Here is a 25,168-nt window from a genome sequence, read left to right on the forward strand (position 1 = left end):
CATGTCTTCGCAAACACGATCATCGCAGGTCAGCGGGCACCTATCGTCATCTCCCCACCGGCAGGCCCGTCGCTACTCGCGGATTCGGGTCTGACGCGGGTAGATCACGGTGATCAGGGATCGGCGCCGGCTTCGGGTGCGCGTCGGCGTCGTCCGCCGCGCTGCTGTTCGCCATGTCCAGCGACAAGACCCTCCACCAGGTCCGGCGCCGCCTCAAGCCGCTTGACAACGCCATAGGCCCCAAGGGGTAGGCCTCGGTGTGGCGAGCCAGCGAGCAGCACGCTCAGGGGCGACGACAGCGCGGGATAGGTCATCATGTACAGGCGGAGAACACGGGGTCACTTTGGCCGGCCCGACGGCACGGCGAGCAGTCCCGGGTCGAGGGCAGAGCGCGCGGCGGCCGACGCCGCGACCGCCTCGACGATCAACGCCGCGTCCTGCTCGCGGCCCTTGGGGATCTCCACGGCTGCGCTGTCTGGACCATCGCGGTGAGCCATCAACCAGTCGTAGAGCAACCAGTCCAGCGCACACGCCACGGCGGCCGGCGGCGCGTCGGCCGCCTGTGCCCCGGTAAGGACCGAGCGCAGTGCTGCGCGGTGCTCTTCGAGCGAGGCCTCCTTGTTCACCCCGGAGCTGTCGAACAGCAGCATCGCCAATGTGAGCGGGTAGCGTGGTCCGTCCTGACTGCGCAGGACCCAGCGTCCACCCAGCCATGGTCGGGCCGGGTCGACCTGGTGCATCTCGCCGAACCCGCCCACAACTCCCACCGAGGGGTCGTCCAGCTCGCCGTCGAACGGCGCCGGCCCGAGCATGCCCAGCGGCCGGCGGGCGCGGACGCTGAACAGGGCTGCCGTGCCCACGATCTGCCCGGCCCGCACCTCGGCCACCAGACCAGTGCGCTCTAAGGCCACGGCGTACTCGTAGCAGAGTCGGTCGATAGCGCGGTGCAGTTCGCACAGCTGATCGCGTTCGGCGACCGCCGGGCCGCGACCGCCCCCGAGGACGTCGCCCAGGTGTTCCGCGGCGAGGATCAGCACGTCGTCGACGGCTTCGAGGTGGGTTGCGACCAACCGGTCCGGTTCGTCGTCGATGAGCAGGAGGTCGGGCAGCGAGATCGGCGTCCCGGTGGAGGTGGCCCAGTGGAACCCGATCTCGTCGTCGGTCTGCACGATCCGTGGCCTCACGGTGCGCCTCCTCCGAAGCCGGCGAGCCGTCGGTTCGTGGTGGCCAGCCCGCGTTCGGTGCTGTGTTCGAGCACCCGGACCTGGTCCGGGGTGAGACGGTCGGTGAGCCAGTCCCAGTGCAGCGCCACCTCGTCGCCGGGGGTGACATCGGGCAGGAAGCTCACCCCGTCCACCGACACTTGCACCTGCTCTACGGCCTCGTCGGCCAGCCGCAGCTCGCGGCCGTCCCAGCTCAGCCGCCGGGACCGGACCTCGATCTCGTCGCCCGCGCGGGACTCGACAGTCCCCCACCGGATACGGCAGCTGTCCAGCACGTGCAGTGGCTGGGCATCCATCCCCTTGCCGAGCAGGCGGGTCCACGGATATACGCCGAACACGTGGAAGCTGTGGTCGCACGTGGCTCCGGCCAGCAGCTCCGGGGTCAGGTGGGCCCAGTAGTGTCCGGCCTGCGGGCCGATCACGCCCAGCAGCTCAGACCCGAACGCGGCGTGGTCGATGCCCAGGTCACGGCCCAGCCAGTAGGACTCGACCAGTCGGTACTCCAGCGGGTCGTCGGATCCGGTGAGCCGGGCGAGTACCTGCAGATAGGGCCAGACCCCGGAGAACCGGCGCGCGGCGGCCTGCACGTCGACCAGGCGCCCGGCTCGGTCGGCGACTGCCCCACCCGCCAGCGTGTCCGACCCGGCCGGGCCGCAGTAGCCCAGCCGGTTGGGTGCGTAGGCGTAGCGGGCGAACATCTGTACGCCGCGGACATCGGCGCCGGTCTGCCCCTCGGCGGTCACGGCGGCCCCGCATACGACGGGCCGGTCACGGCGCGCCCGCCTGCCCGACGAGGTGCGCGGCGTCACGGTGCATCCGGCCGAAGTTGTAATAGGCGGCACAGGCTCCCTCCGGGGAAACCATGCAGGTGCCGATCGGCGTCTCCGGGGTGCAGGCGGTGCCGAACACCTTGCACTCCCACGGTTTGAGTACTCCCTTGAGTACCTCGCCGCACTGGCAGGCTTTGGGGTCGGCGACCCGGACGCCCGGCATGTCGTAGCGCAGCTCGGCGTCGAATTCGGCGAAGTCCTCGTTGAGCTTGAGCGCGCTCTGCGAGATGAAGCCGAGCCCGCGCCACTCGAAGTGCGGGCGCAGCGCGAACACCTTGCCCATCAGCGCGAGCGCGGCCGGGTTGCCCTCGGGATGCACCACCCGTGAGTATTGGTTCTCTACCTCGCAGCGGCCCTCACGGATCTGTTTGAGCAGCATCGCCACCGAGGCAAGGATGTCCAGCGGCTCGAACCCGGCCACCACGATCGGCAGGCCGTAGGACTCCGGCACGAACCGGTAGGGCCGGTTCCCGACCACGGTGGAGACGTGTCCCGGTCCGAGGAAGCCGTTCAGCCGCAGGTCCGGCGAGTCCATGATCGCCTTGAGCGGCGGAACGATCGTCACATGGTTGCAGAACACACTGAAGTTGGGCAGTCCCAGCTCGCGCGCCCGCACGAGCGTCACCGCCGTCGACGGGGCGGTGGTCTCGAACCCGAGCGCGAAGAACACCACCTGCTTGTCCGGGTTGTCCACGGCCAGCTTCAGGGAGTCCAGCGGCGAGTAGACGAACCGAACGTCGGCGCCGCGGGCCTTCGCATCGAGCAGCGACCCGTTGCTGCCCGGTACCCGCATCATGTCGCCGAAGCAGGTGAAGATCACGTCGGGCTGCTCGGCCAGCCACATCGCGTCGTCCACCCGGCCCATCGGGATGACGCAGACCGGGCATCCCGGGCCGTGCACCATCTCCACGTTCGGGGGCAGCAGATGCTCGATGCCGTGCCGGTAGATGGTGTGCGTGTGCCCACCGCACATCTCCATGAACTTGAAGCTTTCGGTGCCCTGGCCCGACCCGGCCAACGTCTCGATGGCGCCCAGCAGGCTGCGGGCGGCAGCGGGGTCGCGGAACTCGTCGACGAATCGCAATGGTCTCTCCTTGCCCGAACGAGATCGGTTCTGACGCCGTGGTCAGACGATGATTGATTTGTCGAATGCGTCGAGCTCGTCGGTGTAGGCCTCCCCCAACTGTTGCACCGCGGCGAGGGTGAGCAGCGCTTCCTTCTCGTCGATCTTCGCCATGGCGAAGCCGACGTGCACCAGCACCCAATCGTCGGGCTCGGGCGGGTCATTCTCCAGCAGCCGCACGCTGATCGTGCGCTGCACACCGCTCACGTCCACCTTGGCCAGGCAGTTGGCGGCGTCGGTGACGTCGACGATCCGGCCCGGGATTCCCAGACACATCGCGATCTCCTCTCCTCGGTATCGGTTCAGCAGATCCGGGGCAGCGGGTCGCCGACGAGCATGTCGACGACCCGAGTACCGCCAAACGCGGTGCGTAGCACGACGGTGGAGGCCGGCTGCTCGGTGATCTCGCCGATCACCGCGGCGTCCGCGCCCAACGCGTGCCCCTGCAGTGCGGCCAGCCCGGCGTCGAGCTCATCGTGCGCGACGACGGCGAGGAACTTGCCCTCATTCGCGACGTAGAGCGGGTCGATGCCGAGCATCTCGCAGGCTCCGTTCACGGTCGGCTTGACCGGCAACCGCGACTCGTCGAGAACCACCCCGAGGCCGGTGGCCTGGGCCAGCTCGTTGCAGACGGTGCCGACTCCGCCGCGGGTGGGGTCGCGCAGCCAGCGGGTCGTCGGGGCGGCATCGAGCAGCAGCTCCACCATCGGGCCGACGGCGGCGGTGTCGGATTCGATGTCGGCCTCGATCGCGAGGTCGCCGCGGGCCAGCATCACGGCCGTCCCATGGTCGCCCATCGTCCCGGACATCACCAGCCGGTCCCCCGGCCGCACCGACGCGGCACCGAACGCGCGACCTTCAGGGATGGTCCCGACGCCGGCGGTGGTCACGAACAGGCCGTCCGCGGCCCCTCTCGGCACTACCTTCGTGTCGCCGGTGACGATCTGCACCCCGGCCGCCGTGGCGGCCGCGGCCATGTCGGCCACGATTTCCTTGAGCTCGGCGATTCCGAATCCCTCCTCCAGCACGAACGCCGCTGAGATCCATTGCGGCACCGCGCCGGACATGGCCAGGTCGTTCACCGTGCCGTGCACCGCGAGGTGCCCGATCGAGCCGCCCGGGAAGCGCAATGGCTGCACGACGAACGAGTCGGTGGAGAACGCCAGTCGCTGTACCGTCGTTGCATCCTGGGCCGGTAGCGCGAGCTCCGCGCCGTCGCCGAGCGACTCGAGCGTGTCATTGCGGAAGGCTTCGACGAACACGGCGTCCACCAGCGCCGCCGAGGACTTGCCCCCGGCACCGTGGGCGAGGGTCACGATCTCGTCGCGCAGTCGCGGGCGGCGGCGGCGGAAGGCCTCGATCCGCTCGATCACCTCGCCCTCGGCGAAGCTCGGCCCCGAGGACAGGTAGTCTTCGCGTGAACCCCCACCGTGCGGGTCGGACCCGTGTCGATCCGTCCCGGGCTGCGTCGGCGGCCCGTTGAGCGATCTGGTCATGGCGTCTCCGTTCCGTTCGCCGCGGCGAGGCGCTCGTGCACCGTCGCCCACAGCTGATAGCCCAATAGCGCCTGGGACTCCTGTATGCGATGCACACTCTGCGAACGCACCACGAAGCAGGCGTCGACGTCGGCGCTGGCCGCGAAGTCGCCGCCCTCGTAGCCAGCGAAGCCGACCGTGTAGAGGTCTCTGCGACGCGCCTCGCGCAGCGCTGCGGTGAGGTCGCGGGAGCTACCGCTGGTGGACAGGGCCACCGCGATGTCGCCTGGACCGGAGCGGGCGATCAGCTGGCGGGCGAATACCAGGTCGAAGCCCACGTCGTTGCCGAGCGCGGTGAGGATCGCCTGGTCGGCGGTCAGCGACCAGGCCGGCAGCGGAGCGCCGAGCGGGGGCCGAGCGAACAGGTCGGCCAGCGTGGTGGCATCGGTCGAGCTGCCGCCGTTGCCGAAGGTGAACATCCGCCCGCCCGCGCCGAACCGGCGAGCCACCTCGGCTCCCGTGGTCCTCACCAGCTCTGCGCAGGCGGTAAGTGTCGAGGCCCGCAGCGCGGCGCTTTCCCGCGACTTCGATCGGGCCGACGCGGCCAGGTCGGTGAGTAGCGAGTCGCGGTCGGTCTCCTCGGCGTCGAGGAACGGGTAGAGGAATCCGGTGGACTCGGTCATGCTCGCTCCCCCTCGTCGACCCTGCTGATCGCCATCCCGGCGTGCACGACCAGCAGATCTCCGGCCGTCACCGGCTCGACGAGGGTCGTGGCCACCTGCTCGACGCCGTCCGCGGTGCGGACCCGAGCCATCCCGTCAGCGCCGGGAGCAACCACCTCGCCGAGGCGGCCCTCGTCGCTGCAGGTGACACACACCTCGTCGGTGCTCTCCTGGGCCGACTCGGTGAGCAGGCCGGGGTGCTCGAAGCAGACGTGCGTGAGCTCCCACAGCAGGTGGTAGAGCAGTACAAACCCGCCGGTCGCCGGTAGCCGCGGGTCCGGATCGTCGAGCCACAACACGTGGTCGGACGAGCCCGGCTCGGGCCGCGTGCCGCTGCCGATCCACAGCGTCGTGACGCCCCAGGCCGGTGCCCGGCACATCACCGATGCCACCGCCGCGTCGTCGGCGCCGGCCACCGCCAGCACCACATCGCCGGGGCGCACCGACACCCTGACCTCGGCCACCGGGTCGGGACCGGTCAGCGCGACGGCCGGCAGCGCCTTGGTCCCGACGATCACCGGGTGCACGAACTCCACGGCAACGTGCTGTGCGTGCGGCTCCCAGCTCGGCGCGACGCACCACAGCGTGGCCCCGGCCGCGAACCGGCGGGCGAGCACCAGCGACGCGGCGGCCAGATCGGCCGAGAGGTCCTCGCCGATCCCGTCGTCGACGACAGTCGGCCCGGCCAGCAGCGCCCCGGTCATGACGACACCGGGTCGGGACCGACCTCGCCGTCGCCGAACACGCCGTAGCTGGCCATCGTCGCGAGCGTCACTCGGGCCGACTCCTCATCGATCCTGGTCAGCGCGAAACCGGCGTGCGCGATCGTGTAGTCACCGACCTGCAGGTCGGGCAGGTATGCCAGGCACAGCCTGCGCCGCTCGGTGCCCGACGGGACACCGGCGTCCGACCGACCCGGCGGCGGGCCCCCGGCGGTGGGTTCCCCGAGCGGGTACTCGACGTGGGCCATTCGCGCCCCACTGGGCTCGTCCCAGATCTCGACGATCCGTCCCGGAATCCCCAGACACATGATCAGACCTCCTCGCCGATGCCGTGTGCGTCGTCCCGTGCTCCCGCCGACCGGGGTCCCTCTGCCGTCTCCCGGGCGAGCAGCGTTGACACAGCCGCCTGCCCGAGCGCCAGGCCGCCGTCGTTCGGCGGCACGAGACGATGGGTCAGTACCTCGAAACCCTCGTCCTCGAGCGAGCGGCGGCACAGGCACGAGAGCAATACGTTCTGGAACACCCCACCGGTGAGCCCGGCCAGCCGTACCGGCCCGGCCACCTGCACCGCCACCCGTGCGACGGCGTCGGCGACCGCGGTGTGGAACGCGGCGGCCAGCACGCCGGAGTCCACGCGTGCGCGCAGCCCGGCGACCAGGCCGCGCAGCAGCGGAGCGGGTTCCAGGACGCCGTCGGCGCCCACCTCCAGCCGCATGCCGGTTGCCCGGCCGGCCGCGCCGTCTGTCGGGGCGCCAGCCGCGAGTGTCTCCAGCTCGATCGCCGCCTGGCCCTCGTAGCCCACGGCGTGGCGCACCCCGAGCAGCGAGGCGACCGCGTCGAACAGTCGCCCGATACTGGTGCACGGCACGCACCCGGTCCCCGAGCGCAGTTGGGACCCGAGCATCCGCAGCTCGGGCCCGTCGCAGGCAGCCACCGGCGGAAGGTCGTCGTCCCAGGCGATCCCGGCGGTGAACAGGTGCGACAGCGCCATTCGGCGCGGGTTGCGGACTGCGGCGTCGCCACCGGGCAGCGGCACCTCGGCCAGGTGCCCGGCTCGGGCGAAGCGATGGCTGCGGTGGTCCAGTCGAAGAATCTCCCCGCCCCACACCGCAGCACCCTCACCGCAGGCGGACTCGCCGTAGCCGGTGCCGTCGAACGCCACGCCGACGATCGGCTCGCCTAGCCGTCCGTGCTCGGCCAGCAGCGACGCCACGTGCGCGTGGTGGTGCTGCACGAGGTCCAGCGGCCGCTCGCCCGCGTGGCGCTCGGCCCAGCCGCGGGTCAGGTAGCCGGGGTGCCGGTCGGCTACCAGGCGCTCCGGACGGCCGCGGATGGCGGCCAGCTGCCGCACCGACCGCTCGTGGGCCTGCAACGTCTCCAGTGTGCCCATGTCGCCGATGTGCGCCGACAGATAGGCGCGCCGGCCGTCGGTCAGGCAGAACGTGTTCTTCAGCTCGCCGCCCACGGCCAGCACCGCTGGCCCGTCGACGCCCAGCTCCACCGGCAGCGGCGCGTACCCGCGGGAGCGGCGGATCGGCAGCTCGCGGCCGTCCACGACACGGACCACCGAGTCGTCACACGGCACGTGGATCGGCCGGTCGTGGGTGAGTACGACGTCGGCCAGCGCCGGCAGTCGGGTGGCCGCGTCCTCGTCGGTGTAGCAGATCGGTTCGTCCGAGCGGTTCGCGCTGGTCAGCACGATCACGTCGGGGACGGTCGCGGGCGAGCCGGGTACCGGTGCGAGCAGCAGGTGCTGCACCGGGGCGTAGGGCAGCAGGAGGCCGAGCCACGGGCTACCCGGCGCCACCCCGTCTGTGATTCCGGTCGAGCCACGGCGGCGGAGCAGCACGACAGGGCGGGCCGGTGAGGCGAGGACGGCGGCCTCGTCGTCGTCGATCTCGGCCAGCCGGGCGGCCACATCGAGGTCGCGTACCAGTACCGCGAACGGCTTGCCGCCGCGGGACTTGCGCGCACGCAGCGCGGCTACCGCGGCCTCGTCGTCGGCGCGGCAGGCCAGGTGGAACCCGCCGATCCCCTTGATCGCGACCACCTGCCCGTCAGCGAGTGCCTGCTGGGCGGCGGCCAGTACGGCGTCGGACCCGGCCGGGGCGCTGTTCGGGGCGTCCTCGATGCGCAGCGTCGGACCGCAGTCCGGGCAGGCCACGGGCTGGGCGTGGAATCGCCGGTCGGCCGGGTCGTGGTACTCCGCGGCGCACCGGTCACACATCTCGAACCCGGCCATGGTGGTGCCGGGACGGTCGTAGGGCAGCTCGCGGATGATCGTGAACCGGGGGCCGCAGTTGGTGCACGTGACGAACGGGTGCCGGTAGCGGCGGTCAACCGGGTCGAACAATTCGGTCAGGCAGTCGTCGCACACGGCGATGTCCGGCGGGATCGGGGTGGCTGCCCCGGCGGCGTCCCGGCTGGCCACGATCCGGAATTCGGTGTCAGCCGTGCGTGGCAGCTCCCGCGATCTCAATGCGTCGACGCGGGCCAGCGGCGGGGCGTCGGCGCGCAGCCTGTCCGCGAACTCGTCCAGGGTCGTGCTGGGGCCCTGGGCCTCCACGAACACCCCGGATGCGTCGTTGCCGACGTACCCGACCAGGCCCAGCTGGGTGGACAGCCGGTGAACGAACGGCCGGAAACCCACGCCCTGCACGACGCCGGTGATCGTGAACCGGCGCCGCACGATCGCGGCCGGGAGCCCGGTGCCGGCCGGCGCAGTTCGGTCACCGGCGGCTGTTCGGTCGATACCGGCGCCGGGGTCCGGGCGCCGGGTTGCCACACCGCTCACGTCTCGGCCTCCCGCTCCCAGATCACGATGCGGTTGTTGCCGGAGTCGGCGACCGCGAGCCGTTCGCCCCGCGCCGGGTCGTGGTGCAGCGAGAGTCCATAGGGCCAGCACAGCGTGTCGTGCCGGACCGCCGACCAGCGGTTCTCCCCGTTCGCGGCGAACGTCGGCTGGGCCAGCACGTGGTCGGCGGCGCGGCCGTCGACCGGCACCGAGTCCCAGAGCAGGATCCGGTTGTTGGCCGTGTCGGCCACCGCCAGGTGGCCGTCGGTCAGGCTGGCGGCGTACGGGAATCGGAAGCGGTCGCCGCTGTGTGGGCCGTAGGGCCACTCCTGCGCCGCGGTGTAGTCGGCCTGTCCGATCAGCACGTCGGCGGGGCCGTCCTTGTCGGGGTGCGGGCGCCAGCCGAGCAGCCGGTGATCGCCGGCGTCGGCGACCAGCAGCAGATCGTCGGTTCCGGTAATCGCGTGCGGCCAGCGGAAGCTGTCTGGCCCAGCGCCGGTGCCGCGGTTCTCCTCGCGGTGGGTGGGGTCGGGCTGGCCGAGCACTATGTCGGCTGGACGGTCGGTGCTGGGCAGGCCACCGTTCCAGCCGAGTACCCGTCGGTTTCCGGTGTCGGCCACCCAGAACCGGCCGCCGACGACCGCGACGCCGAACGGCCAGTACAGCGTGGCCGCCGAGCAGTCGCCGCCGCGGTTCGGATCGACCGACGCGAGGTCGGGCTGGCCGAGTACCAGGTCGGGGGCGACGTCGCTGCATCGCGGCACCTCGTCCCACACCAGGATCCGGTGGTGCCAGGCGTCGGCCACGATCAGCCGGCCGTCGTGCACCAGCACGCCGCACGGCAGGTTCATCCCGCGTTCCGGGCCGCGCCCGCCCGCGGCCCGGCCCTCGCTGGTGCCGTCGGGCTGACCGAGGACCACGTCCGCGGGTGCTTCGTCGGTGTATGGGACGCCGTGCCAGACCAGCACCCGGTGGTTGCCGGTGTCGGCCGCCACCAGCACCCGGCCATCGAGGTACACGCCGCGCGGCGAGTACATCCAGGACATCGTCGGGCTCGCCGACGGCAGCACGAGGCCGCCTGGCGCCGGCGCGCCGAGCCAGGTGCGTGGCCGCCAGCCACCGCGCAGGTCGCCTTCCGCTCCCGTGCCCGCAGCGACCCGTCCTCGCTCCCGGGCCACATCGCCGGGGCGCGTGGTGTAGGTCGAGTACCGCGTCATGGACCGACCCGGATCCAGACGTCGCCGTCGTCGACACGCAGCGGCAGCTGCTCGAGCTGCGCTCCGGGAGTGCTCAGGCACTCCCCGGACGTCGCGTCGAAGCAGAACCCGTGCCAGGGGCAGGTCAGTGTGCCGTTCGCGGTGTCGAGCATCGCGTTGTCCAGCGGTAGGCCCTCGTGGGCGCACGCGTTGACGTAGGCGGTGAGCCGCTGTTCGACGTTGACCACGACGAGCTCGACCGTAGTCCCCGATGCCGAGGTGAGGTTCAGCGAGCTCACCGCTCCTTCCGTCAGATCGGCGGCCGGACCCGCCTTGACCCATCCCTCGGTGGCCGGGTCGGGCCCGACCCGCAGCGCGTCCAGGGGGATCAACGTGGGCGACGGCTCGTTCGGCAGGACCTCCACACCGGCCACCGACGGCACGCCGGCCACCAGCGCCTCCTCCACGAGGTTGCGCAGCGTCACTGACGACATCGAGCATCCGTTGCAGGCGCCCTCCAGGCGGACGTAGGCGGTGCCGTCGTCGATCCGCACCAGGGTCACGTCACCGCCGTGGCTCTGCAGCTGCGGACGGACAGACACCAGCACCCGGCCGGCCTCGGTCATCGGGTCCGGCCGGATGATCTCGTGGAGGGACAGCAGCAGGTGCACCGTCGGGTCGTCGACGAGCTCGAACAGCACCGCGCGGGCTGCCTCGTCGGCCTTGAGTGCCCGCACGATCGTGACCAGCCCGGCCTTGTGCACCGCCTCCACCGCGGCCTGCAGCTCCTCGGCGGCGGCCTTGCCCGGGCCGTCCAGCTCCGCCACGGCCGCTACCGCAGCATCGACCCGGCCCGCGAGGGCCTCGAACGTCGGACCCACCGCGGCCGGTGGGGTGTCGGCTGACGTGGGGGCCGCCGCCTCACCGGCGGTGACTGTGCTGTCGGGGCGAGTGGTGGTGGTCATCCCTGCTCCTCGCTCTTGATCAGCGTCTGCTGCCGGGCGACCTCGTCGAGCACGCCGCGCACGGCGCGCATCGACTCCTGGTCGCCGAACTCCTCGAAGATGAACCGGGCCTCGTAGAGTGCGGCCTTGGCCGGGGCGAACATCCCCAGGTGCGCGAGCACATTGCCCTGGTTGGCCAGCACCCGGGCCCGGCCGACCGGGTCGGACTCGCGGTCACGCACCTCCAGCACGGCGTCGTAGATCTCCACTGCCTCGACCAGGTTGTCGGCCTGGTGCGTGGACGGCGTGTAGACCAACGAGTTCGCGAGGTTGAGCTGCGTGCTGGCCCAGCGCTGCGGGTGCGTCTCCAGCGTGAAGACCTTCAGCGCGTTGCGCAGCGACTGCACCGCCACCCCCAGCCGCAGCTGGTCGGAGGCCTCCATCATCGGCATCGTCAGGTACGCAGCGGCCAGGTCCGCGTGCGCAGAGGCCCACAGCTCGGGCATCTCGGTGGAGAGCACGAGCTGCAGCGTGGAGTGGTAGTGCGGGATCGCTTCTGCCAGCAGGTCCGGACGCTCCTCGGCCTGGGCCCTCGTGTGCCATGCCCCGCCGAGCGCCAGGTGCAGCTCGGCGCGCCCGGCTCGCAGACCCTCCGCTCCGTCCAGGGCACGCAGCGCGCGCTGCAGCCGCTCGACCGTCCGTTCTGCGGGCGTCCCGCCGTCATGCCCGACCGAGGCGGCCGCCCCGAGCATCAGCCCGGCCAGCGCCGGCACCTGCTCAGCCGCGGTGGCCGACTCCTCGAGCAGTCGCGCAGCTGTCGTCGGGTCCCCGGCCGACACCGCGTGCGCGGCCTGTGCCGAGAGCACGAGCGCCGCCACCTCGCCGGTGACGCCGGGATCCGGCGTTGGCGGGACGTCACGGCGTCCGAGCACGAACGACACGACGTCGACCAACGGCCCGAACTCGCCGAGCTCGGACCGCAGGCCGGCCACGGCGTCGTCACCCAGCGCGTCCGGGTCGAGGACGAAACGGTTGTATCGGGTGACCACATCGTCGCCGCTCAGCGCCTCCAGTGCGCCGTCCCGGTCTTCGGCCATGGCCAGCTCGTGTGCCCTCAGTCGATGCGGCCATGGTTCCGGAACTCGCCCGGCCAGGAGCTCCAGCCGCGCCGGCTCGGTGTCCTGCCCGGCCGGCACCAGCAGGTAACCCGCCGGAAGCGGAAACGCACCCACGGGCTGCGGTCGACGCGCCGGCGGTTCCGCCGACCGCTCCATAGCGGCGGCCGAGACAGGCCAGGCCGGCGCCAGCACGGTGGTGGGAATGCTCGAGCTGTCAGCCATTGAGGGGTCCTCGCAAATCGCGTTCAGCAGCAGATTTGATCAACTTTGCAGAGATCTCGGCCCGAGCCTTCGTGGCGTGGGTGTCGATCCGGTGCCGAACGACCCCGTCCGCAAAGACCACGATCAGCTCCACCGCCCAGCGCCCCTTCTCCGGGACCACCACCGTCTCGACGCTCTCGGCGCCGGAGGTGTCGGGCGTGCAGGGCTGATCGTCGGTCACGGCGGGCACGACTCACCCAACGGCACGCGGAGCGCACCCTGCTCGGAATCCCAGACCGCAGCACGTGTACCCACCGGGATCTCGTCGGCCATCGCGTCGCGGATCAATACCGAGCGGTCCCCCGCGACGTTGCGCTGTTTGAGCAGCAACCCACCGCTCTGCGGCCCGCGCAGCGGCAGCAACCAGAGCTGCTCGTCGCGGACCACCGCCACCGCGGCATCGGATGGGAACCGTTTGCCGGCCAGCCGGGCGTCGAGACGCAGATAGCCGTCGGCGGTGAACTCGACCTGCGGCCCCTCCGGCCCGGAGTCCTCCGCCGGGCGCAGCGGGGCGAGATAGTCGCGCTCCACGAGCGCAATCACCTCCTCCATTCCCGCCCGCACCGGCTCGGATAGATCCATCCCGGGATCGACCGCGGCGACCTCGACCAAGAAGACAGTGATGTCGGTCGGGCACTTCTCGGCCAAGGCCCACCGGGCGAACGCGATCGCATGGTCCCACCGGAATGAGTGCGTGTGCAGGCCCTGCAACGGCGGCAGTTCCTCCAGCTCTGCGCCGGGCACCCGGAACAGGGTCCCCGGCGCCGAACCGGTGGCCGCCGCATCAATGATCACGACCTGGTCGGCGCCCCGCATCTGGAACGCCACGTCCATGCCGGCCGTACCACCGTCGACCAGACGGGCCCCGTCTGGGACACCGCGCTCCCAGAGGTGGCGCACCAGTACCGGGCCCACGCCGTCGTCGCCGCGCAGCAGATTCCCGCACCCAACCACGAGCACCTCGCATCCGGGTGGCTCGGTATCCACCGGACCGGCGTGCCCAACCTCCGCCGGGGGCGTCGATCGCTGCTCGCCCGTAGACATCACACCATTCCATTGATCACGAACTTGCTCAGTTCGCGACCGGACTTACCGTCGTAAGCATGCACGGTGCACACCAGGCAGGAGTCGAAGCTGCGCGCAACGTGCCCGAGCTCCACCGGATCCTCGACATCCCGGATCGGCGACCCGACCAATGCCTGTTCCATCGGGCCCAGCACGTCCGAGTTGTCACGTGGACCGATGTTCCACGCCGTCGGAGTGATCACCTGGTAGTTCTGGATCTTGTCGTCCTCGATCACGATCCAGTCCGCCAGCGATCCGCGGGCGGCCTCAGTGGCTCCGAAGCCCTTGCCCGCGGCATGCTCGACGGGCTTGGTGTAGAAGCTCTCGTGCAGGTCGATCTCGTCGAGCCACTGGCGCGCCCACTTGTAGTACTTCGGCGCCTCGTGCATCCGCGCCATCTGCCGGACGAACACGCTCGGCCCGATCTTGTTCACCAGGTCCCGGAAGAGCGGGTCCGCGTCCTGGTGCGGCAGCGCGTCCGGGCCGCCTGCCACCATCCGCCGGGCGAGCGGACCGGCCTCGAGCGGGACGAAACCCTTGCCCCCCACGTCGTAGCGCGGGGACTTGGACCAGCTGTACTTGCCGTCCTTACGGCCGGCCTCCGGGTCGACCGGGATGGTCTCGCCGTCGAACGGGTGCCGGGACTCCGTGCCCTCGTAGAACGAGTGCGCCACACTCTCGGTGACCCGGGCCTGGTCGAAGGCCTCCCACTGGCCGTCGGCATAGACGCCGGAACGGCCGATCAAGGCGTCGTTGCGGCCGTCGATCGTGGGGTTGCCGTAGAGCGACGGGTCGAAGTACGTACCGGTGGCGAGGTAGTTACCGACCCCTCGGCCGTACTTGTCCAGACCGACGTCGAGACAGTAGCGGATGAAGAACCCGCAGTCGCTGTCGTGCTGCGACTCGTTCTCGTCCACCCACTCGAGCATGTCCTCCCAACTCTTGACCTCCAGCCAACGCTCCACCGAGCAGCCGAGCCACTGTTTCTCCAGCCACTCGTCCTTCCAATGCTCGAGGATGGCGATGGCGCGAGTCACGTCGGACAGCGTGGGGGCGCACATCACGCCGCCCGGCACCATGAACGACGAGTGCGGCCACTGCCCACCGAAGATCGCGTAGGCCTCCACCGGCTTGCCGGAGAGCACCACGCCGGGTTGGTAGGAGGTTCCGACGTAGGGGGCGAAGCGGCGGACCGCCTCGGCGTACATCGGCGACTTCGCGTAATTCTTGTTGGTCAGATCGATGGCGAACAGCGCGTAGAAGTAGCGCGGGATCGACTGCAGCGTCTCCGCAGCCTGACAGATGTTGCGGATCAGCGTTGCGTTCGGCGGAACGTGGGTCTTCCATGCGACGTCGAGCGCGTAGGCGCTCTTGTAGAGATGGCTCCCGCCGCAGATCCCACAGATGCGGGGACAGACGACGAGCCCGGCCTGCGGGTCCTTGCCCCGCAGGATCATCTCGAAGCCGCGGAACATCGCAGCCTCGGTCCACGCCGAAGTGACAACATCGTCCTCGATGGTCACTCGGACGTCGAGGTCGCCCTCGACGCGGCCCAACGGGCTCACGAACAGGTCAAGTGCGGTCATGGTGGGTCCTCTCGGAGACCGGCTACAGGAGGTGGCTGACCGGACGATCCGGGCTCAGACCACGAACATGTCTTCCTTGGACCATTGCGGAGCGGCGATCCGGGCCGCGGCGGCGTGCGCCATGTAAGTGAGATGGTCGTTTCCTTCCGGAACTTCCTTCGGGATCGCGCCGCTCACCTTCTGGGTCTTGAACACCGTTCCGGGGGCCAGGTCGAAGAACGGGTACTCCGGTTCGGTGCAGCCCATGCAAGGCATCCCGGCGCGGGTCTTCGAGGACTGCCGGTTCCACAGGATGCGGTTGCAGGGCGAATGGGTCATCGGGCCACGGCAGCCGAACTCGTAGAACAGACAGCCGGTACGGGTGCCTTCACCGAACGAGGTCGTGGACTGCTTGTACTCGAAGAACTGCACCCGGGTACAGCCGGTCTGAGTGAAGGACTTGAAGAACGTCTCCGGCCGGTGCAGCTCGTCGAGGGCGATGTCACCGGCACGGCCGGTGGCCAGCGCCACCAGGATCTGGGTGATCCAGTCGGGGTGCGCGGGGCAGCCGGGAATGTTGATCACCGGCAGGCCCATCCGGGACCGGAAGTCCGGGCCGAGGAATCCCCCCCTGTCACGCTTGTGGAACTGCAGGCCGGTCGAATCCGACGGGTTCGGCGCCGTCGCCGGAATGCCGCCCCAACAGGCACAGTCCCCGATCGCGACCACGATCTGGGCCTGTGCGGCCAGCTCGGTAACCCAGTCCTTCATCGGCCGGTCGGCGAACATGTCCATCCGACCGGTGCCGTTGGGCCCCTCGATCACGGTTCCCTCGAACACGAAGATGTCGAGCGGCTTGGTGCCGTCGGCGCAGTCCTTGAACAGCTTCTGGGCGTTGTCACCGAGCTCGAGGCCGAGCGAGGGATGCCAGATCAGATCCAGTCCGAAGTCGACGATCAGATCGACGACGTTGGGCTCGTCGGCATTCAGGAAGGACATGGTGTTGCCACTGCAGGCTCCGCCTTGGAACCACAGCACGGACGCCATGGGGACTCCTCTCGGGTAGCTCCCCGCTGCGCGGGTCGCGGTGGTGGTGGTGGCGCTGATTCGGGTGTCGGGCGCTCCGGGCGCGTCAGCCGCGCTGCCTCCCGAATGCCTTCGCGACCTCAAGCAGGAAACCGAGCGCGCGGGTCACGTCGGGATCCTTCAGCGCGCGGAGCAGGGCCAGAACGCCGTTCGGCGCAGCGGCACGGCTCTGCCCGGCCTCCTGCACAGCCGTCGAAAGCTGGGCAACGACCTCTACAGTGCGTGGGTCGGCGAGCCGATCGAGCACCGTCTTGGCTGTCGGTGCCGCAGCGACCGCGGAGTCCACGACCGCCTTGATGTCCACCGAGGGCAACTCCGCGTTGCTTACGCTGGTGCGGAGTTCGGTGACGGCGTCCGCCAGCGTCTCGACGATCGCATCGCTTCGCCCGATGAACCCGTCCAGCGTGGTCACCATGACGGCGAGCAGGTCGGCGTGGTCGAGCAGCGTGTTGAGGGCCGAGGCAGTCTGCGGTTCCTCCAACCGCGCCCGTAACGCCTCGGCCTCGGACTGCGTGAGGACCTGACCGTTCACAGCCACATGGGCCTCCTGGAACCGGGATGCGCGTCGCCGCGGCCGGTGTTGACCGTGACCTGGCGCACAGGCTAAGCAGGTCATGCGCAACGCGCCTATCGCTTGAACGCACCGTCTGTCGCGGATGCGCAGATCTACTGGCGCGGGCGCGCAGGAGGTCCGCGGTTCGCTTCTCGGGACGAAAGGTCTGAACTATGTCGGCGCGATTCACGGCCCCACATGCCCGGTGACCGGTCCCGCCTGGCCAAGAGGGGTTTCATCGACATCCGCCATACCGGGTATCCGGTACGGCGGCGAGTGCGGTCCCGCGGCATCCCGCCCGCCCTGGCCGAGCACGAGATCTTCTATACCGAGGACGTCCCGGAGGCCGCCGACCTGATCGGCCGTGCGCTGTCGCCCGGGCGGCTCACACTGGGCGAGGTCGACTCGCAACGGTTCGCCGCGTGCCTGCACGGGGTACGGCTACGCGACGTGAGCCTGCTGCACCTCGACCTCGGCGTCGCCGCCGACTTCGACGTGCGCTCCGTGGGCCCCTACTTCGCGGTGCACATGCCCACGAACGGTCGGGTCCTGTGCACCCACGACGGTGGCACGATCGAATGCAACCCGATCCGAGCCGTGGTCACCAGCCCAGGGATGGCGATGACCATGCAGTTCGCCTACGACTCTCCGATTCTGGTGCTGCGGATTGAGCAGGAGGCGTTGACCCGCCACCTCACCCGGCTGCTCGGGGCTACCCCGTCGCACCCGATCGTGTTCGAGCCCGAAATGGACGTCACCACCGAGGCAGCGATGCGCTGGACGGGCGCGATCCAGATGCTGCACACGGAGATCTTCTACGAGGATTCGCTGGTACAGCGCGGCCACGGCATCGGCTCGGTCGAGGAGCTGTTGATGAGCACGCTGCTACTGCTGCAGCCGTCCACCCACCACGCGCACCTGGTGGCGCCCGTGGAGCGGGTGGGCAAGCGGGTGGTACGCGATGCACTGGAGTACATCGAAGCCCACCTGGCCGACCGGGTGACCATGGCCGACATCGCGAAGAACGTGCACATGAGCATCCGGGCCGTCCAGCAGGGCTTCCGCGAGGAGCTGGGGACCACTCCCATGCTCTACTTGCGCGATCGCAGGCTAGAGCGTGCTCGGGCCGACCTTGCCGACGGCCTGCCCTGCGACGGAGTGACGGTCACCGACGTGGCCGAGCGGTGGGGGTTCCATCACCTCAGTACCTTCGCCGTGTCGTACCGCAAGCGGTGGGGGGAATCGCCGTCGGAGACGCTGCGCCGCTGACCTGCGTGACGGTCCAGCGTACTCACCGAACCCTGTGTCAGTGCGGCGAGTAGGGTCGCCAACTCGACCGAGGAGGCTATGTGCACGAGCTCTCGATCTGCCGCTCCATCGTCGACGTCGTGGCCCGGCACGCTGACGGGCGGGAGGTCCGGGCCGTCCACCTCCGAGTCGGGGCCCTGCGACAGATCGTGCCGGACACGCTGCTGTACTGCTGGACACTGGTGAACGCAGAGACTGCGCTCGCGGACACCCAGTTGAACGTCGAAGCCGTGCCTGCGGAGGTTCGCTGTCGCGGTTGCGACCACCACCAGACCCTGACCGACGCGGCTCTGGTCTGCGCCTCCTGCGGCGGGCGCGACATCGAGATCGTCGCCGGCGAGGAGTTCCTGATCACCACTCTCGATCTTGCGGAGGCATGAACGTCATGGGGCGATTTCACCGGCACGACGACGGGCACGGGCACGGGCACGGGCACGATGGCGAATCAGCAGACCACGACCACCACAGCGACGGTCCCGACGCCGAGGCGAGTTCCGACCAGCACGGCGACCACACCGGATACGCCACCGGCACCGAACGCGTCGAGGTGTTGGAACGGATCTTCGACGAGAACGATCGGACCGCGGCACAGAACCGGGCCGACTTCGACGCCGCCGGCGTGACGGCCGTCAACCTGATGTCCTCGCCGGGCGCCGGCAAGACCGAGCTGTTGCGTCGAGTCCTCGGCCGGCTGCAGGGCACGGTGCGCATTGGTGTCGTGGAGGGCGACATCGAGACCAGCATCGACGCTGACCGTCTCGAGGGCTTCGGCGCGGTGATCAGTCTGCTGAACACAGCCAACGGCTTCGGCGGGGAGTGTCACCTCGATGCCCCCATGGTTCGCTCCGCGCTCGCCCGGCTCCCCCTGGACGACCTCGGGCTCCTGCTGGTCGAGAACGTGGGCAACCTCGTCTGCCCGGCAGAATTCGCGGTCGGCGAGCATCACCGCGTGATGGTCTATGCCATCACCGAGGGCGAGGAGAAGCCGCTGAAGTACCCGGTGATGTTCCGGTCGGTGGACCTGGTACTGATCAACAAGATCGATCTGCTTCCGCATCTGGACTTCAACCTCACCGCGTTCAACCAGAATCTGCGGGCGGTCAACCCCGAAGTGACCGTGCTGGAGACAAGCGCGCGCACCGGCCAGGGCGTCGACGAGCTGTGCGCGTGGTTGCAGGCGGCCCGAACCCACGAGCCAGCCGCCGCCGGATGACAATCACGGTCCGGGTCTCCGCAACGGGAGCCTGTTCGAGAACCAACCTGACCAGTGCGGCGTTACTGCTGGTCAGGTCTGTGGAGCATCGTCTCAGCTACCGGAGCTGGAGTAGGACACATGCCCGCGTGTCATGCGATCCGTAACGGCGGACGCGTGGGACGCAGGACAGCACATGCTCGTTCGATGCCGCCGACCAGCTCGGCCTGCGCGCGGTAGGTCAGCCAGGTGTGTCCCCGCCACGCCCGGGCGGCTGGATCGGTCAGGCTCCGCCCGAAGCAGAAGGTCAGTGGCCACGCCGCCGCCGGATCCTGGAGTGCAGCCAGGACGGACACGGCGGTGTCCCGGTCTCGGGTCCCGGTGTGCACAGCAACGCCCGCGACGGCGGCGGGCACAAGGAGCTGTAGAACATCCAGCGTCAGCCGCGCGACATCGCCCGGATCGATCCGCTGCCGGCATGACCGCCCGGGTGCGGCAGTGCCCGGACTCAGGACCAGGGCTCGCAGGTCCACCCCGGCGTCGTCGAGCTCGCGCATGAGGCGCGTCAGCGTTGTCGCGAGGGCTGCGGCGGCCTGGCTGGCCGTGTGGTCGCCGTCCCGGGAGAGGCTGCAGTGCAGGACCGGGACGATCCCAGCGTCCTGCGCTGCCCGGGCGTACCGGGCGAGCAGGTGCGCGTTGGAACGTACCGCCCATACCGACGGAGTTCGGTCGCCGACGGAGGTCCAGGCCCGACAGGTGACGAACCGGACCCCGGCCCGGGCATGCCCGGCCATCCGCTCGACCAGACCGTCCGACCCCGCCATGACGACCTCGCCGGGCGAGCCCGGCAGATCCGCGCTCCCCGTGTCGGCCCGAACACCCAAAAAAACACCGACGTCGTCGAGCAGCCTGGGGAACGAGCGCCCGTCCTCGACCCGCTGGTGGAGCGACACTGCGGGCAGGACGAGACCGTTGACGTACTCATCCAAACCGGGGGTCGTCGCGACCAGGTGCTCGAACTCGAGGTCCCGGCCCGCCGCCTCGTCCGGCCCGGCGTCGAGCGAGACGATGCCCCTCGCGTGTTCGACGAGTGCACTCGCCGTCGTCCGCAACGCGTTCTGCGCGGTCGGCTGCATCGATTCCTCCTCGGGCGGTTGGCCAGAGCTGTGCCCCCGGCCTGGGACCGTTGGATGCTAGGTCCGAGACGAGCCGGGGCGGCTCCCCGAGGTGGAGGAGGAAGCGGGTGATCCCGGGGACCCGGGGTCCCTGCACATCCCCTATGCCCAAAGTGATCCGGAACACACCTCACCCGGGGTGTCCCCCGGGTCGGGGGCGCCCAGGATCGTGGCCTCTGGTGTCATGCCACGAGGAGGACGACATGACACCACGGACCGACGGGAGTCCAGCGCGTCGCGGCGGCAGGGCATGACGGCGTTCATGTCGGCTGAGGAGGTCGAGCGTGCGCGCACCCGATTCTGCGCCGACCAGGACGAGGCCGAGTACCTTGAGTACGCCGAAGCGATGGCGAGGATCGGACCGACCCGCTACTGGCGCCACCATCGCCGACGGTTCCTCGACCAGGCCGGATACGAGCTCGTCGATCGCGACTACCGGGCGGGGGAGGCCGGCGACGGCTGAGGTCGCCGACCTGCTCGACCGGGGGCGGTGTCTGCTCTTGCTCCGTCGGTATTCCGCTTCGTCGCACGGCTCCGTCGAGCTGCTGTGCCATCTCCGCGGCGTGCTGGTCGCCCCTGGGGATCTTGCCGCGGCCATCGCCGTCTACCGGGATCGCAGCGGTGCCCGGCACTCGGCGTTGTCCTGGACGGCCGGGACATCCCCGGCCGTGCCCGGCGACGCGGCGGCGTACCTCGCGCGCCTGCTGAACCGGACGGCCACGGCCGGTGTGCGACTCGCGGGCTGGACGCCGATCTCGGCATCGGCCCGGGCGACGTCGATCACCCCCCGCCGCCCGGCTCGCCGCATACTTCGCCGACGGCTGCCGGTGCGCCGGTCTCCCGGCGGTGCTGGAGCTGCGAACCCGAGTATTGTCCCGTCCGGAATCGAGGCCGCCAGGGCTGGGCTGCGGGATTCCGTCGCAACCGTGCTCGATGTCCTTGCGCACCGCGGAGTCGGCCCGGCGCGGGTGGCGTTCGTCGTCGCGCCGACCGTGCCCGGACGCGGGGCGCACAATATCGCGTCGGCCGACGACGTGACGGTCGCCACCGCCGGGGCGCTGCGCGACGCGGGTCTCAACGACGCCGCAGTGGTCGCCCTGACGGCCGCGGCCCGCCCGAACGACCTCGAGGGCTGGCTGCTCGCCGGGAACAACCACCCCGGCAAGTAGCGGGTCAGTGCCCGGCGGGGTCGCGACCGATCGCACGAAACGCCGACGCCGCCACGGCACGGGCCGACAGTCCCATGTGGGCGGCGACGTCGCCGCCCGCTCCGCTGTGGCCGAACCTGTCGATGCCGAGCACGACGTCCCCCGGCCGCGCGATTGCCCGCCAACCGGTACCGACCCCAGCCTCTACCCACACGACTGGTACCTCCGGCGCCGGCACGGCCCCCGTGCGCAGCGCCCGGTGGAACTGCTCCCGCCACGGCACGGACAGCACCGTGGCCGCTGCGCCGCGGGCGCGGAGCAGCTCAGCGGCCTTCTCCACCAGGCCGACCTCGGACCCGCTGGCCGCGAGCACGACGTCCGCCTGGGCGGGATCCGGTCCGAACCGACGGAAACCGTGCTCGCGCGCCTGCTCCAAGCCCTCGCTGCCGAGTTCCGGCAGGTCCTGTCTGCTCAGCACGAGAGCCGTCGGCCGATCCGTCGCGGACGCGGCGATCTCCCAGGCCAGTGCTGTCTCGGCGGTGTCGGCCGGTCGCAGCACGGTGAGGCCGGGAATCAACCGCAGCGACTCGAGCTGCTCGATCGGCTGGTGGGTTGGCCCGTCCTCGCCGACGTGGACCGAGTCGTGGGTGAACACATACACGACCGGCAGGCCCATCAGCGCGGACAGCCGCAGTGCGGGGCGCAGGTAGTCGGCGAACACCAGGAACGTGCTGCCGAACGGGCGCAGGCCGCCGTGCAGGGCGATCCCGTTGAGCGCCGCCGCCATCCCGTGCTCACGGACCCCGAATGCCACAGTGCGCCCGGCGAACGAACCGGCGCCGACGTCGCCGCCGGGGAGCGCCGTCCCGGTCGACGAGGCCAGGTCCGCGGACCCGCCGACCAGGCCAGGGCAGGTCGCCGCAACCGCTTGGAGGGCGCGGGCCGAAGCCCGGCGGGTGGCGACCCGGCCCCCTGGGGCTGCCCGGTCCGCGAGCGCCCGCAGCGGGGCCGGATCGGTTGGCGCCGGCACGCCGCGCAGCGGGAACGACGCCGCCCGGTCCGGGTGCGCGGAGCGCCAGGAGTCGTGCACGGCGTCCCACTCCCGGCGCGACGCCGCCCAGCACTCCTGCCGCTCTCGGACCGTCACGAGGACCTCGTCCGGTACGTGGAACGGAGTGGCCGGCCACCCCGTCCGCGCCCGCATCGCCTCCGCGGCCTCCGGGCCGATCGGGCTGCCGTGCGCCGCCGACGTGCCCTCGACCCCGGGCGCTCCCTGACCGATCGTCGTCCGGACCGCGATGAACGTCGGCCGGTCGGTCTCCACCCGGGCCGCGGCATAGGCGTGGTCGAGCTCCTCGGCGTCGGCGCCGTCCTCGACTCGCAGCGTATGCCAGCCGTAGGACCGGAACCGCATCTCGACGTCGTCGGCGCAGCTGCGCCGAGCGGGCCCGTCGATTGTGACGTCGTTGTCGTCGAACAGGACGGTCAACCGGTCCAGGCCGAGCCGCCCGGCCAGGGAGGCCGCCTCGTGACTGACTCCCTCCATCAGACAGCCGTCCCCTACCAGGGCCCAGGTCCGGTGGTCCACCACCAGGTGCTCCGGTGTGTTGCACCGCTGTGCGAGCATTCGCTCGGCCAGTGCCATCCCGACCGCGGTGGCCATGCCCTGACCCAGCGGCCCTGTGGTGGTCTCGATCCCGGGGGTGACGCCGTACTCTGGATGGCCCGGGGTGCGCGATCCCAGCTGGCGAAACCGGCGCAGGTCCGCGACGTCGAGGTCGTAACCGGTCACGTGCAGCAGCGCGTAGAGCAGCATCGAACCGTGCCCCGCGGATAGGACGAAGCGGTCCCGGTCTGGCCAGCCGGGGTCGGTCGGATCATGCCGCAGATGTCGCGACCACAGGACCCACGCCGGTACGGCAGCCCCCAGGGGCAGACCCGGGTGCCCACTGCCGGCCTCCTCGATCGCGTCGACCGCGAGGAACCGGAGCGTGTCCGCGGCAATGTCGTCGACCTCGCGCGCGGGCTGGGCTCCCTCGTCGTGGCCGCCGATCACCGGTCCGGCGGCGCTCACGCCGCCGCCTCCCCGGTCGCCGCCGCGCGCAGCGCCGCCACCCGCCGGGCGATCGACCCCGGCCCGTGCAGCAGGCTGGACCCGGCACAGAACGAACGGGCACCGGCACGTGCTGCGCCGGCGATCGTGGTGACCGTGATTCCCCCGTCCACCTCGAGCTCCACGTCGGCCCGGCTCCGGTCGATCAGCGCCCGGGCCAGGCCGATCTTTGCCTCCGTGATCGGCAGGTAGGCCTGACCACCGAAACCCGGGTCGACCGTCATCACGAGCAGCAGGTCGGTCACGTCGAGCACGTGCTCGACGGCTTCGACCGGAGTCGCCGGGTTCAGCGCCACCCCGGCCCGGGCTCCGAGTTCGCGGATCCGGGCGAGGGTGCGGTGCAAATGGGTCGTGGCCTCGGCGTGGACGATCACGGTCTCGCAGCCCGCCTCGATCCACCGCGGGAGCAGCCGGTCCGGCTCCTCGACCATCAGGTGTGCCTCGAACCCGAACCCGGCCCGATTCCGGCACGCCGCCACCACGTCCGGGCCGAAAGTCATGTTGGGGACGAAACGCCCGTCCATGACATCCCACTGGATCCGGTCGGCACCGGCCTCCTCGATCCGGGCGACCTCGTTGCCGAGATCACTGAAGTCGGCCGGAAGAACCGACGCGACGATCAACGGTGTCCGATTGTTCGTCATCACGCACCCCTCGTGTCCGGACGCCGACGCTAGGACCCCGCCCGAGCGCGCTCATCCCCCACCTCGGTGGGCGCGCGGGGGACCACAAAGGATGCATCCCCGGTATGCCCAGGGTGTGGGGCCAGGGCGATCCGCAGGCGAACCCTCGTTGTGGCGCCCTCAGGTCGAGGACCGCACGCATGCGGATGCCGCCGGGCGAGCCCCGTCCGTGAGCGACGTCGGAGCGGATGGCTGCTGGGTATGCCTCTAGCGCCCTACTCTTGACCGATGGTTGCTACCGAACGTGGGCCCGTCCGGGTCGTGCTCGTCGACGATCACGAGATGGTGATCGAGGGCCTCAGGGCGATGCTCGCGGGGTTTCGCAGTCGGGCCCGGGTGGTCGGCCAGGCGGTCGGGCTGGACACCGCGATGCCGGTGATCCTCGGACTCGGACCCGACGTCGTACTGTGCGACGTGCGTATGCAGGGTTCCAGCGGACTGGATCTGTGCAGAGCAGTGCAGGAGCACACGGCCGAAATCAAGATCATCCTACTCTCCGTCTACGAGGACGAGCAGTACCTGTTCCAGGCGATGCGGGTCGGCGCGGCTGGCTATCTGCTGAAGAAGATCAACGGGGAGGAGCTGGTGAAGGGGATCGAGCGGGCGGCGCACACCGGCGACATCGTGATCGACCCGGGTATGGCAGCGCGGGCGGTGGACACCGCGGCGCGTCTGGAGCGGGACGAGTACTGGCCCGGTGCACGGCAGGGCCTCACGCAGCGGGAGAGCGAGATCGTGTCGTTCATGGTCACGGGGTTGTCCAACCGGGCGATTGCTGGCTCATCCCAATCGGGGGTGTAGGAGTTGGGGTCTGAAGCCGCCGGTCTCGAGCAGGCTTCGGGCGATGTAGTTGGTCAGGTTGCGGAACCCGA

Annotated in this window: 26 protein-coding genes; 6 read left to right on the plus strand and 20 right to left on the minus strand. The window is 70.5% G+C overall.

All coding sequences use genetic code 11. From position 1 onward, the window contains the following. Positions 1–338: 338 nt before the first annotated feature. The 17 genes from ACVJO7_RS33020 to ACVJO7_RS33100 all read right to left on the minus strand — a co-directional run bounded on the left by ACVJO7_RS33020 (position 339) and on the right by ACVJO7_RS33100 (position 16,656). Complete coding sequence (locus ACVJO7_RS33020; protein WP_491676205.1) at positions 339–1,184, minus strand: hypothetical protein; 846 nt, start codon at positions 1,182–1,184, stop codon at positions 339–341. Next, on the minus strand, positions 1,181–1,966 hold the full coding sequence (locus ACVJO7_RS33025) for a DUF6390 family protein (RefSeq protein ID WP_491676206.1): 786 nt from the start codon (positions 1,964–1,966) through the stop codon (positions 1,181–1,183). Before ACVJO7_RS33025 ends, ACVJO7_RS33020 begins: the two co-directional genes overlap by 4 nt. A gap of 25 nt (positions 1,967–1,991) precedes the next feature. Continuing rightward, positions 1,992–3,137 (minus strand): hydrogenase formation protein HypD, encoded by a 1,146-nt coding sequence (gene hypD, locus ACVJO7_RS33030; protein ID WP_491676207.1) that lies wholly within the window; start codon positions 3,135–3,137, stop codon positions 1,992–1,994. 42 nt (positions 3,138–3,179) lie between these two features. After that, complete coding sequence (locus ACVJO7_RS33035) at positions 3,180–3,452, minus strand: HypC/HybG/HupF family hydrogenase formation chaperone (RefSeq protein WP_491676208.1); 273 nt, start codon at positions 3,450–3,452, stop codon at positions 3,180–3,182. A 26-nt stretch (positions 3,453–3,478) separates the two neighbouring features. Beyond that, the gene (gene hypE, locus ACVJO7_RS33040; protein ID WP_491676209.1) at positions 3,479–4,672 is read right to left on the minus strand and encodes a hydrogenase expression/formation protein HypE; all 1,194 of its coding nucleotides are present in this window, start codon (positions 4,670–4,672) and stop codon (positions 3,479–3,481) included. Further along, the gene (locus tag ACVJO7_RS33045) at positions 4,669–5,334 is read right to left on the minus strand and encodes a D-sedoheptulose-7-phosphate isomerase (RefSeq protein ID WP_491676210.1); all 666 of its coding nucleotides are present in this window, start codon (positions 5,332–5,334) and stop codon (positions 4,669–4,671) included. Before ACVJO7_RS33045 ends, hypE begins: the two co-directional genes overlap by 4 nt. After that, entirely contained in the window at positions 5,331–6,077 is a 747-nt protein-coding gene (locus ACVJO7_RS33050) for a HypC/HybG/HupF family hydrogenase formation chaperone (RefSeq protein WP_491676211.1), read from the minus strand. Before ACVJO7_RS33050 ends, ACVJO7_RS33045 begins: the two co-directional genes overlap by 4 nt. Next, positions 6,074–6,403, minus strand: coding sequence for a HypC/HybG/HupF family hydrogenase formation chaperone (locus tag ACVJO7_RS33055; protein WP_491676212.1), 330 nt, complete (start codon positions 6,401–6,403; stop codon positions 6,074–6,076). Before ACVJO7_RS33055 ends, ACVJO7_RS33050 begins: the two co-directional genes overlap by 4 nt. 2 nt (positions 6,404–6,405) lie before the next feature. Beyond that, a complete protein-coding gene (hypF, locus tag ACVJO7_RS33060; RefSeq protein ID WP_491676213.1) occupies positions 6,406–8,889 on the minus strand; it encodes a carbamoyltransferase HypF in 2,484 nt (827 codons plus the stop codon). Next, a complete protein-coding gene (locus ACVJO7_RS33065) occupies positions 8,886–9,926 on the minus strand; it encodes an NHL repeat-containing protein (protein ID WP_491676214.1) in 1,041 nt (346 codons plus the stop codon). Before ACVJO7_RS33065 ends, hypF begins: the two co-directional genes overlap by 4 nt. Positions 9,927–10,102: 176 nt before the next feature. After that, a complete protein-coding gene (locus ACVJO7_RS33070; RefSeq protein ID WP_491676215.1) occupies positions 10,103–11,050 on the minus strand; it encodes a NifU family protein in 948 nt (315 codons plus the stop codon). After that, a complete protein-coding gene (locus ACVJO7_RS33075; protein WP_491676216.1) occupies positions 11,047–12,126 on the minus strand; it encodes a hypothetical protein in 1,080 nt (359 codons plus the stop codon). The genes ACVJO7_RS33070 and ACVJO7_RS33075 overlap by 4 nt, the downstream gene beginning before the upstream one ends. Before the next feature lie 235 nt (positions 12,127–12,361). Beyond that, positions 12,362–12,589 carry a hypothetical protein gene (locus ACVJO7_RS33080; protein ID WP_491676217.1) on the minus strand — a complete coding sequence of 76 codons (228 nt, stop codon included), beginning with the start codon at positions 12,587–12,589 and terminating at the stop codon, positions 12,362–12,364. Continuing rightward, a complete protein-coding gene (locus tag ACVJO7_RS33085; protein WP_491676218.1) occupies positions 12,586–13,395 on the minus strand; it encodes a hydrogenase maturation protease in 810 nt (269 codons plus the stop codon). The genes ACVJO7_RS33080 and ACVJO7_RS33085 overlap by 4 nt, the downstream gene beginning before the upstream one ends. A gap of 56 nt (positions 13,396–13,451) precedes the next feature. Then, the gene (locus tag ACVJO7_RS33090; protein ID WP_491676219.1) at positions 13,452–15,059 is read right to left on the minus strand and encodes a nickel-dependent hydrogenase large subunit; all 1,608 of its coding nucleotides are present in this window, start codon (positions 15,057–15,059) and stop codon (positions 13,452–13,454) included. 54 nt (positions 15,060–15,113) lie between these two features. Further along, positions 15,114–16,085 carry an NADH-quinone oxidoreductase subunit B family protein gene (locus tag ACVJO7_RS33095; RefSeq protein ID WP_491676220.1) on the minus strand — a complete coding sequence of 324 codons (972 nt, stop codon included), beginning with the start codon at positions 16,083–16,085 and terminating at the stop codon, positions 15,114–15,116. An 85-nt stretch (positions 16,086–16,170) separates the two neighbouring features. Next, positions 16,171–16,656 carry a DUF1641 domain-containing protein gene (locus ACVJO7_RS33100; RefSeq protein ID WP_491676221.1) on the minus strand — a complete coding sequence of 162 codons (486 nt, stop codon included), beginning with the start codon at positions 16,654–16,656 and terminating at the stop codon, positions 16,171–16,173. A gap of 219 nt (positions 16,657–16,875) precedes the next feature. Here ACVJO7_RS33100 and ACVJO7_RS33105 point away from each other — a divergent pair, with 219 nt between their 5' ends. From ACVJO7_RS33105 to hypB, 3 genes are all read left to right on the plus strand, one after another. Beyond that, the gene (locus ACVJO7_RS33105) at positions 16,876–17,946 is read left to right on the plus strand and encodes an AraC family transcriptional regulator (protein ID WP_491676222.1); all 1,071 of its coding nucleotides are present in this window, start codon (positions 16,876–16,878) and stop codon (positions 17,944–17,946) included. Between the two features lie 80 nt (positions 17,947–18,026). Further along, on the plus strand, positions 18,027–18,365 hold the full coding sequence (locus ACVJO7_RS33110; RefSeq protein WP_491676223.1) for a hydrogenase maturation nickel metallochaperone HypA: 339 nt from the start codon (positions 18,027–18,029) through the stop codon (positions 18,363–18,365). Further along, positions 18,362–19,198 carry a hydrogenase nickel incorporation protein HypB gene (hypB, locus tag ACVJO7_RS33115; protein WP_491676224.1) on the plus strand — a complete coding sequence of 279 codons (837 nt, stop codon included), beginning with the start codon at positions 18,362–18,364 and terminating at the stop codon, positions 19,196–19,198. Before ACVJO7_RS33110 ends, hypB begins: the two co-directional genes overlap by 4 nt. A 131-nt stretch (positions 19,199–19,329) precedes the next feature. Here hypB and ACVJO7_RS33120 read toward each other — a convergent pair whose 3' ends face one another. Beyond that, on the minus strand, positions 19,330–20,313 hold the full coding sequence (locus ACVJO7_RS33120; protein ID WP_491676225.1) for a class I fructose-bisphosphate aldolase: 984 nt from the start codon (positions 20,311–20,313) through the stop codon (positions 19,330–19,332). A 301-nt stretch (positions 20,314–20,614) separates the two neighbouring features. Between ACVJO7_RS33120 and ACVJO7_RS33125 the strand changes: the two genes are divergently transcribed. Then, positions 20,615–20,815, plus strand: coding sequence for a hypothetical protein (locus tag ACVJO7_RS33125; protein ID WP_491676226.1), 201 nt, complete (start codon positions 20,615–20,617; stop codon positions 20,813–20,815). 463 nt (positions 20,816–21,278) lie between these two features. After that, on the plus strand, positions 21,279–21,521 hold the full coding sequence (locus ACVJO7_RS33130) for a hypothetical protein (protein WP_491676227.1): 243 nt from the start codon (positions 21,279–21,281) through the stop codon (positions 21,519–21,521). 4 nt (positions 21,522–21,525) lie between these two features. On the opposite strand, the gene tkt is transcribed toward ACVJO7_RS33130, so the two are convergent. After that, positions 21,526–23,574 (minus strand): transketolase, encoded by a 2,049-nt coding sequence (gene tkt, locus ACVJO7_RS33135; RefSeq protein ID WP_491676228.1) that lies wholly within the window; start codon positions 23,572–23,574, stop codon positions 21,526–21,528. Then, entirely contained in the window at positions 23,571–24,257 is a 687-nt protein-coding gene (gene rpe / locus ACVJO7_RS33140) for a ribulose-phosphate 3-epimerase (protein WP_491676229.1), read from the minus strand. The genes tkt and rpe overlap by 4 nt, the downstream gene beginning before the upstream one ends. 267 nt (positions 24,258–24,524) lie before the next feature. Between rpe and ACVJO7_RS33145 the strand changes: the two genes are divergently transcribed. Beyond that, on the plus strand, positions 24,525–25,097 hold the full coding sequence (locus ACVJO7_RS33145) for a response regulator (RefSeq protein WP_491676230.1): 573 nt from the start codon (positions 24,525–24,527) through the stop codon (positions 25,095–25,097). Positions 25,098–25,168: the final 71 nt, after the last annotated feature.

It is taken from the genome of Pseudonocardia sp. DxW (assembly GCF_058448985.1).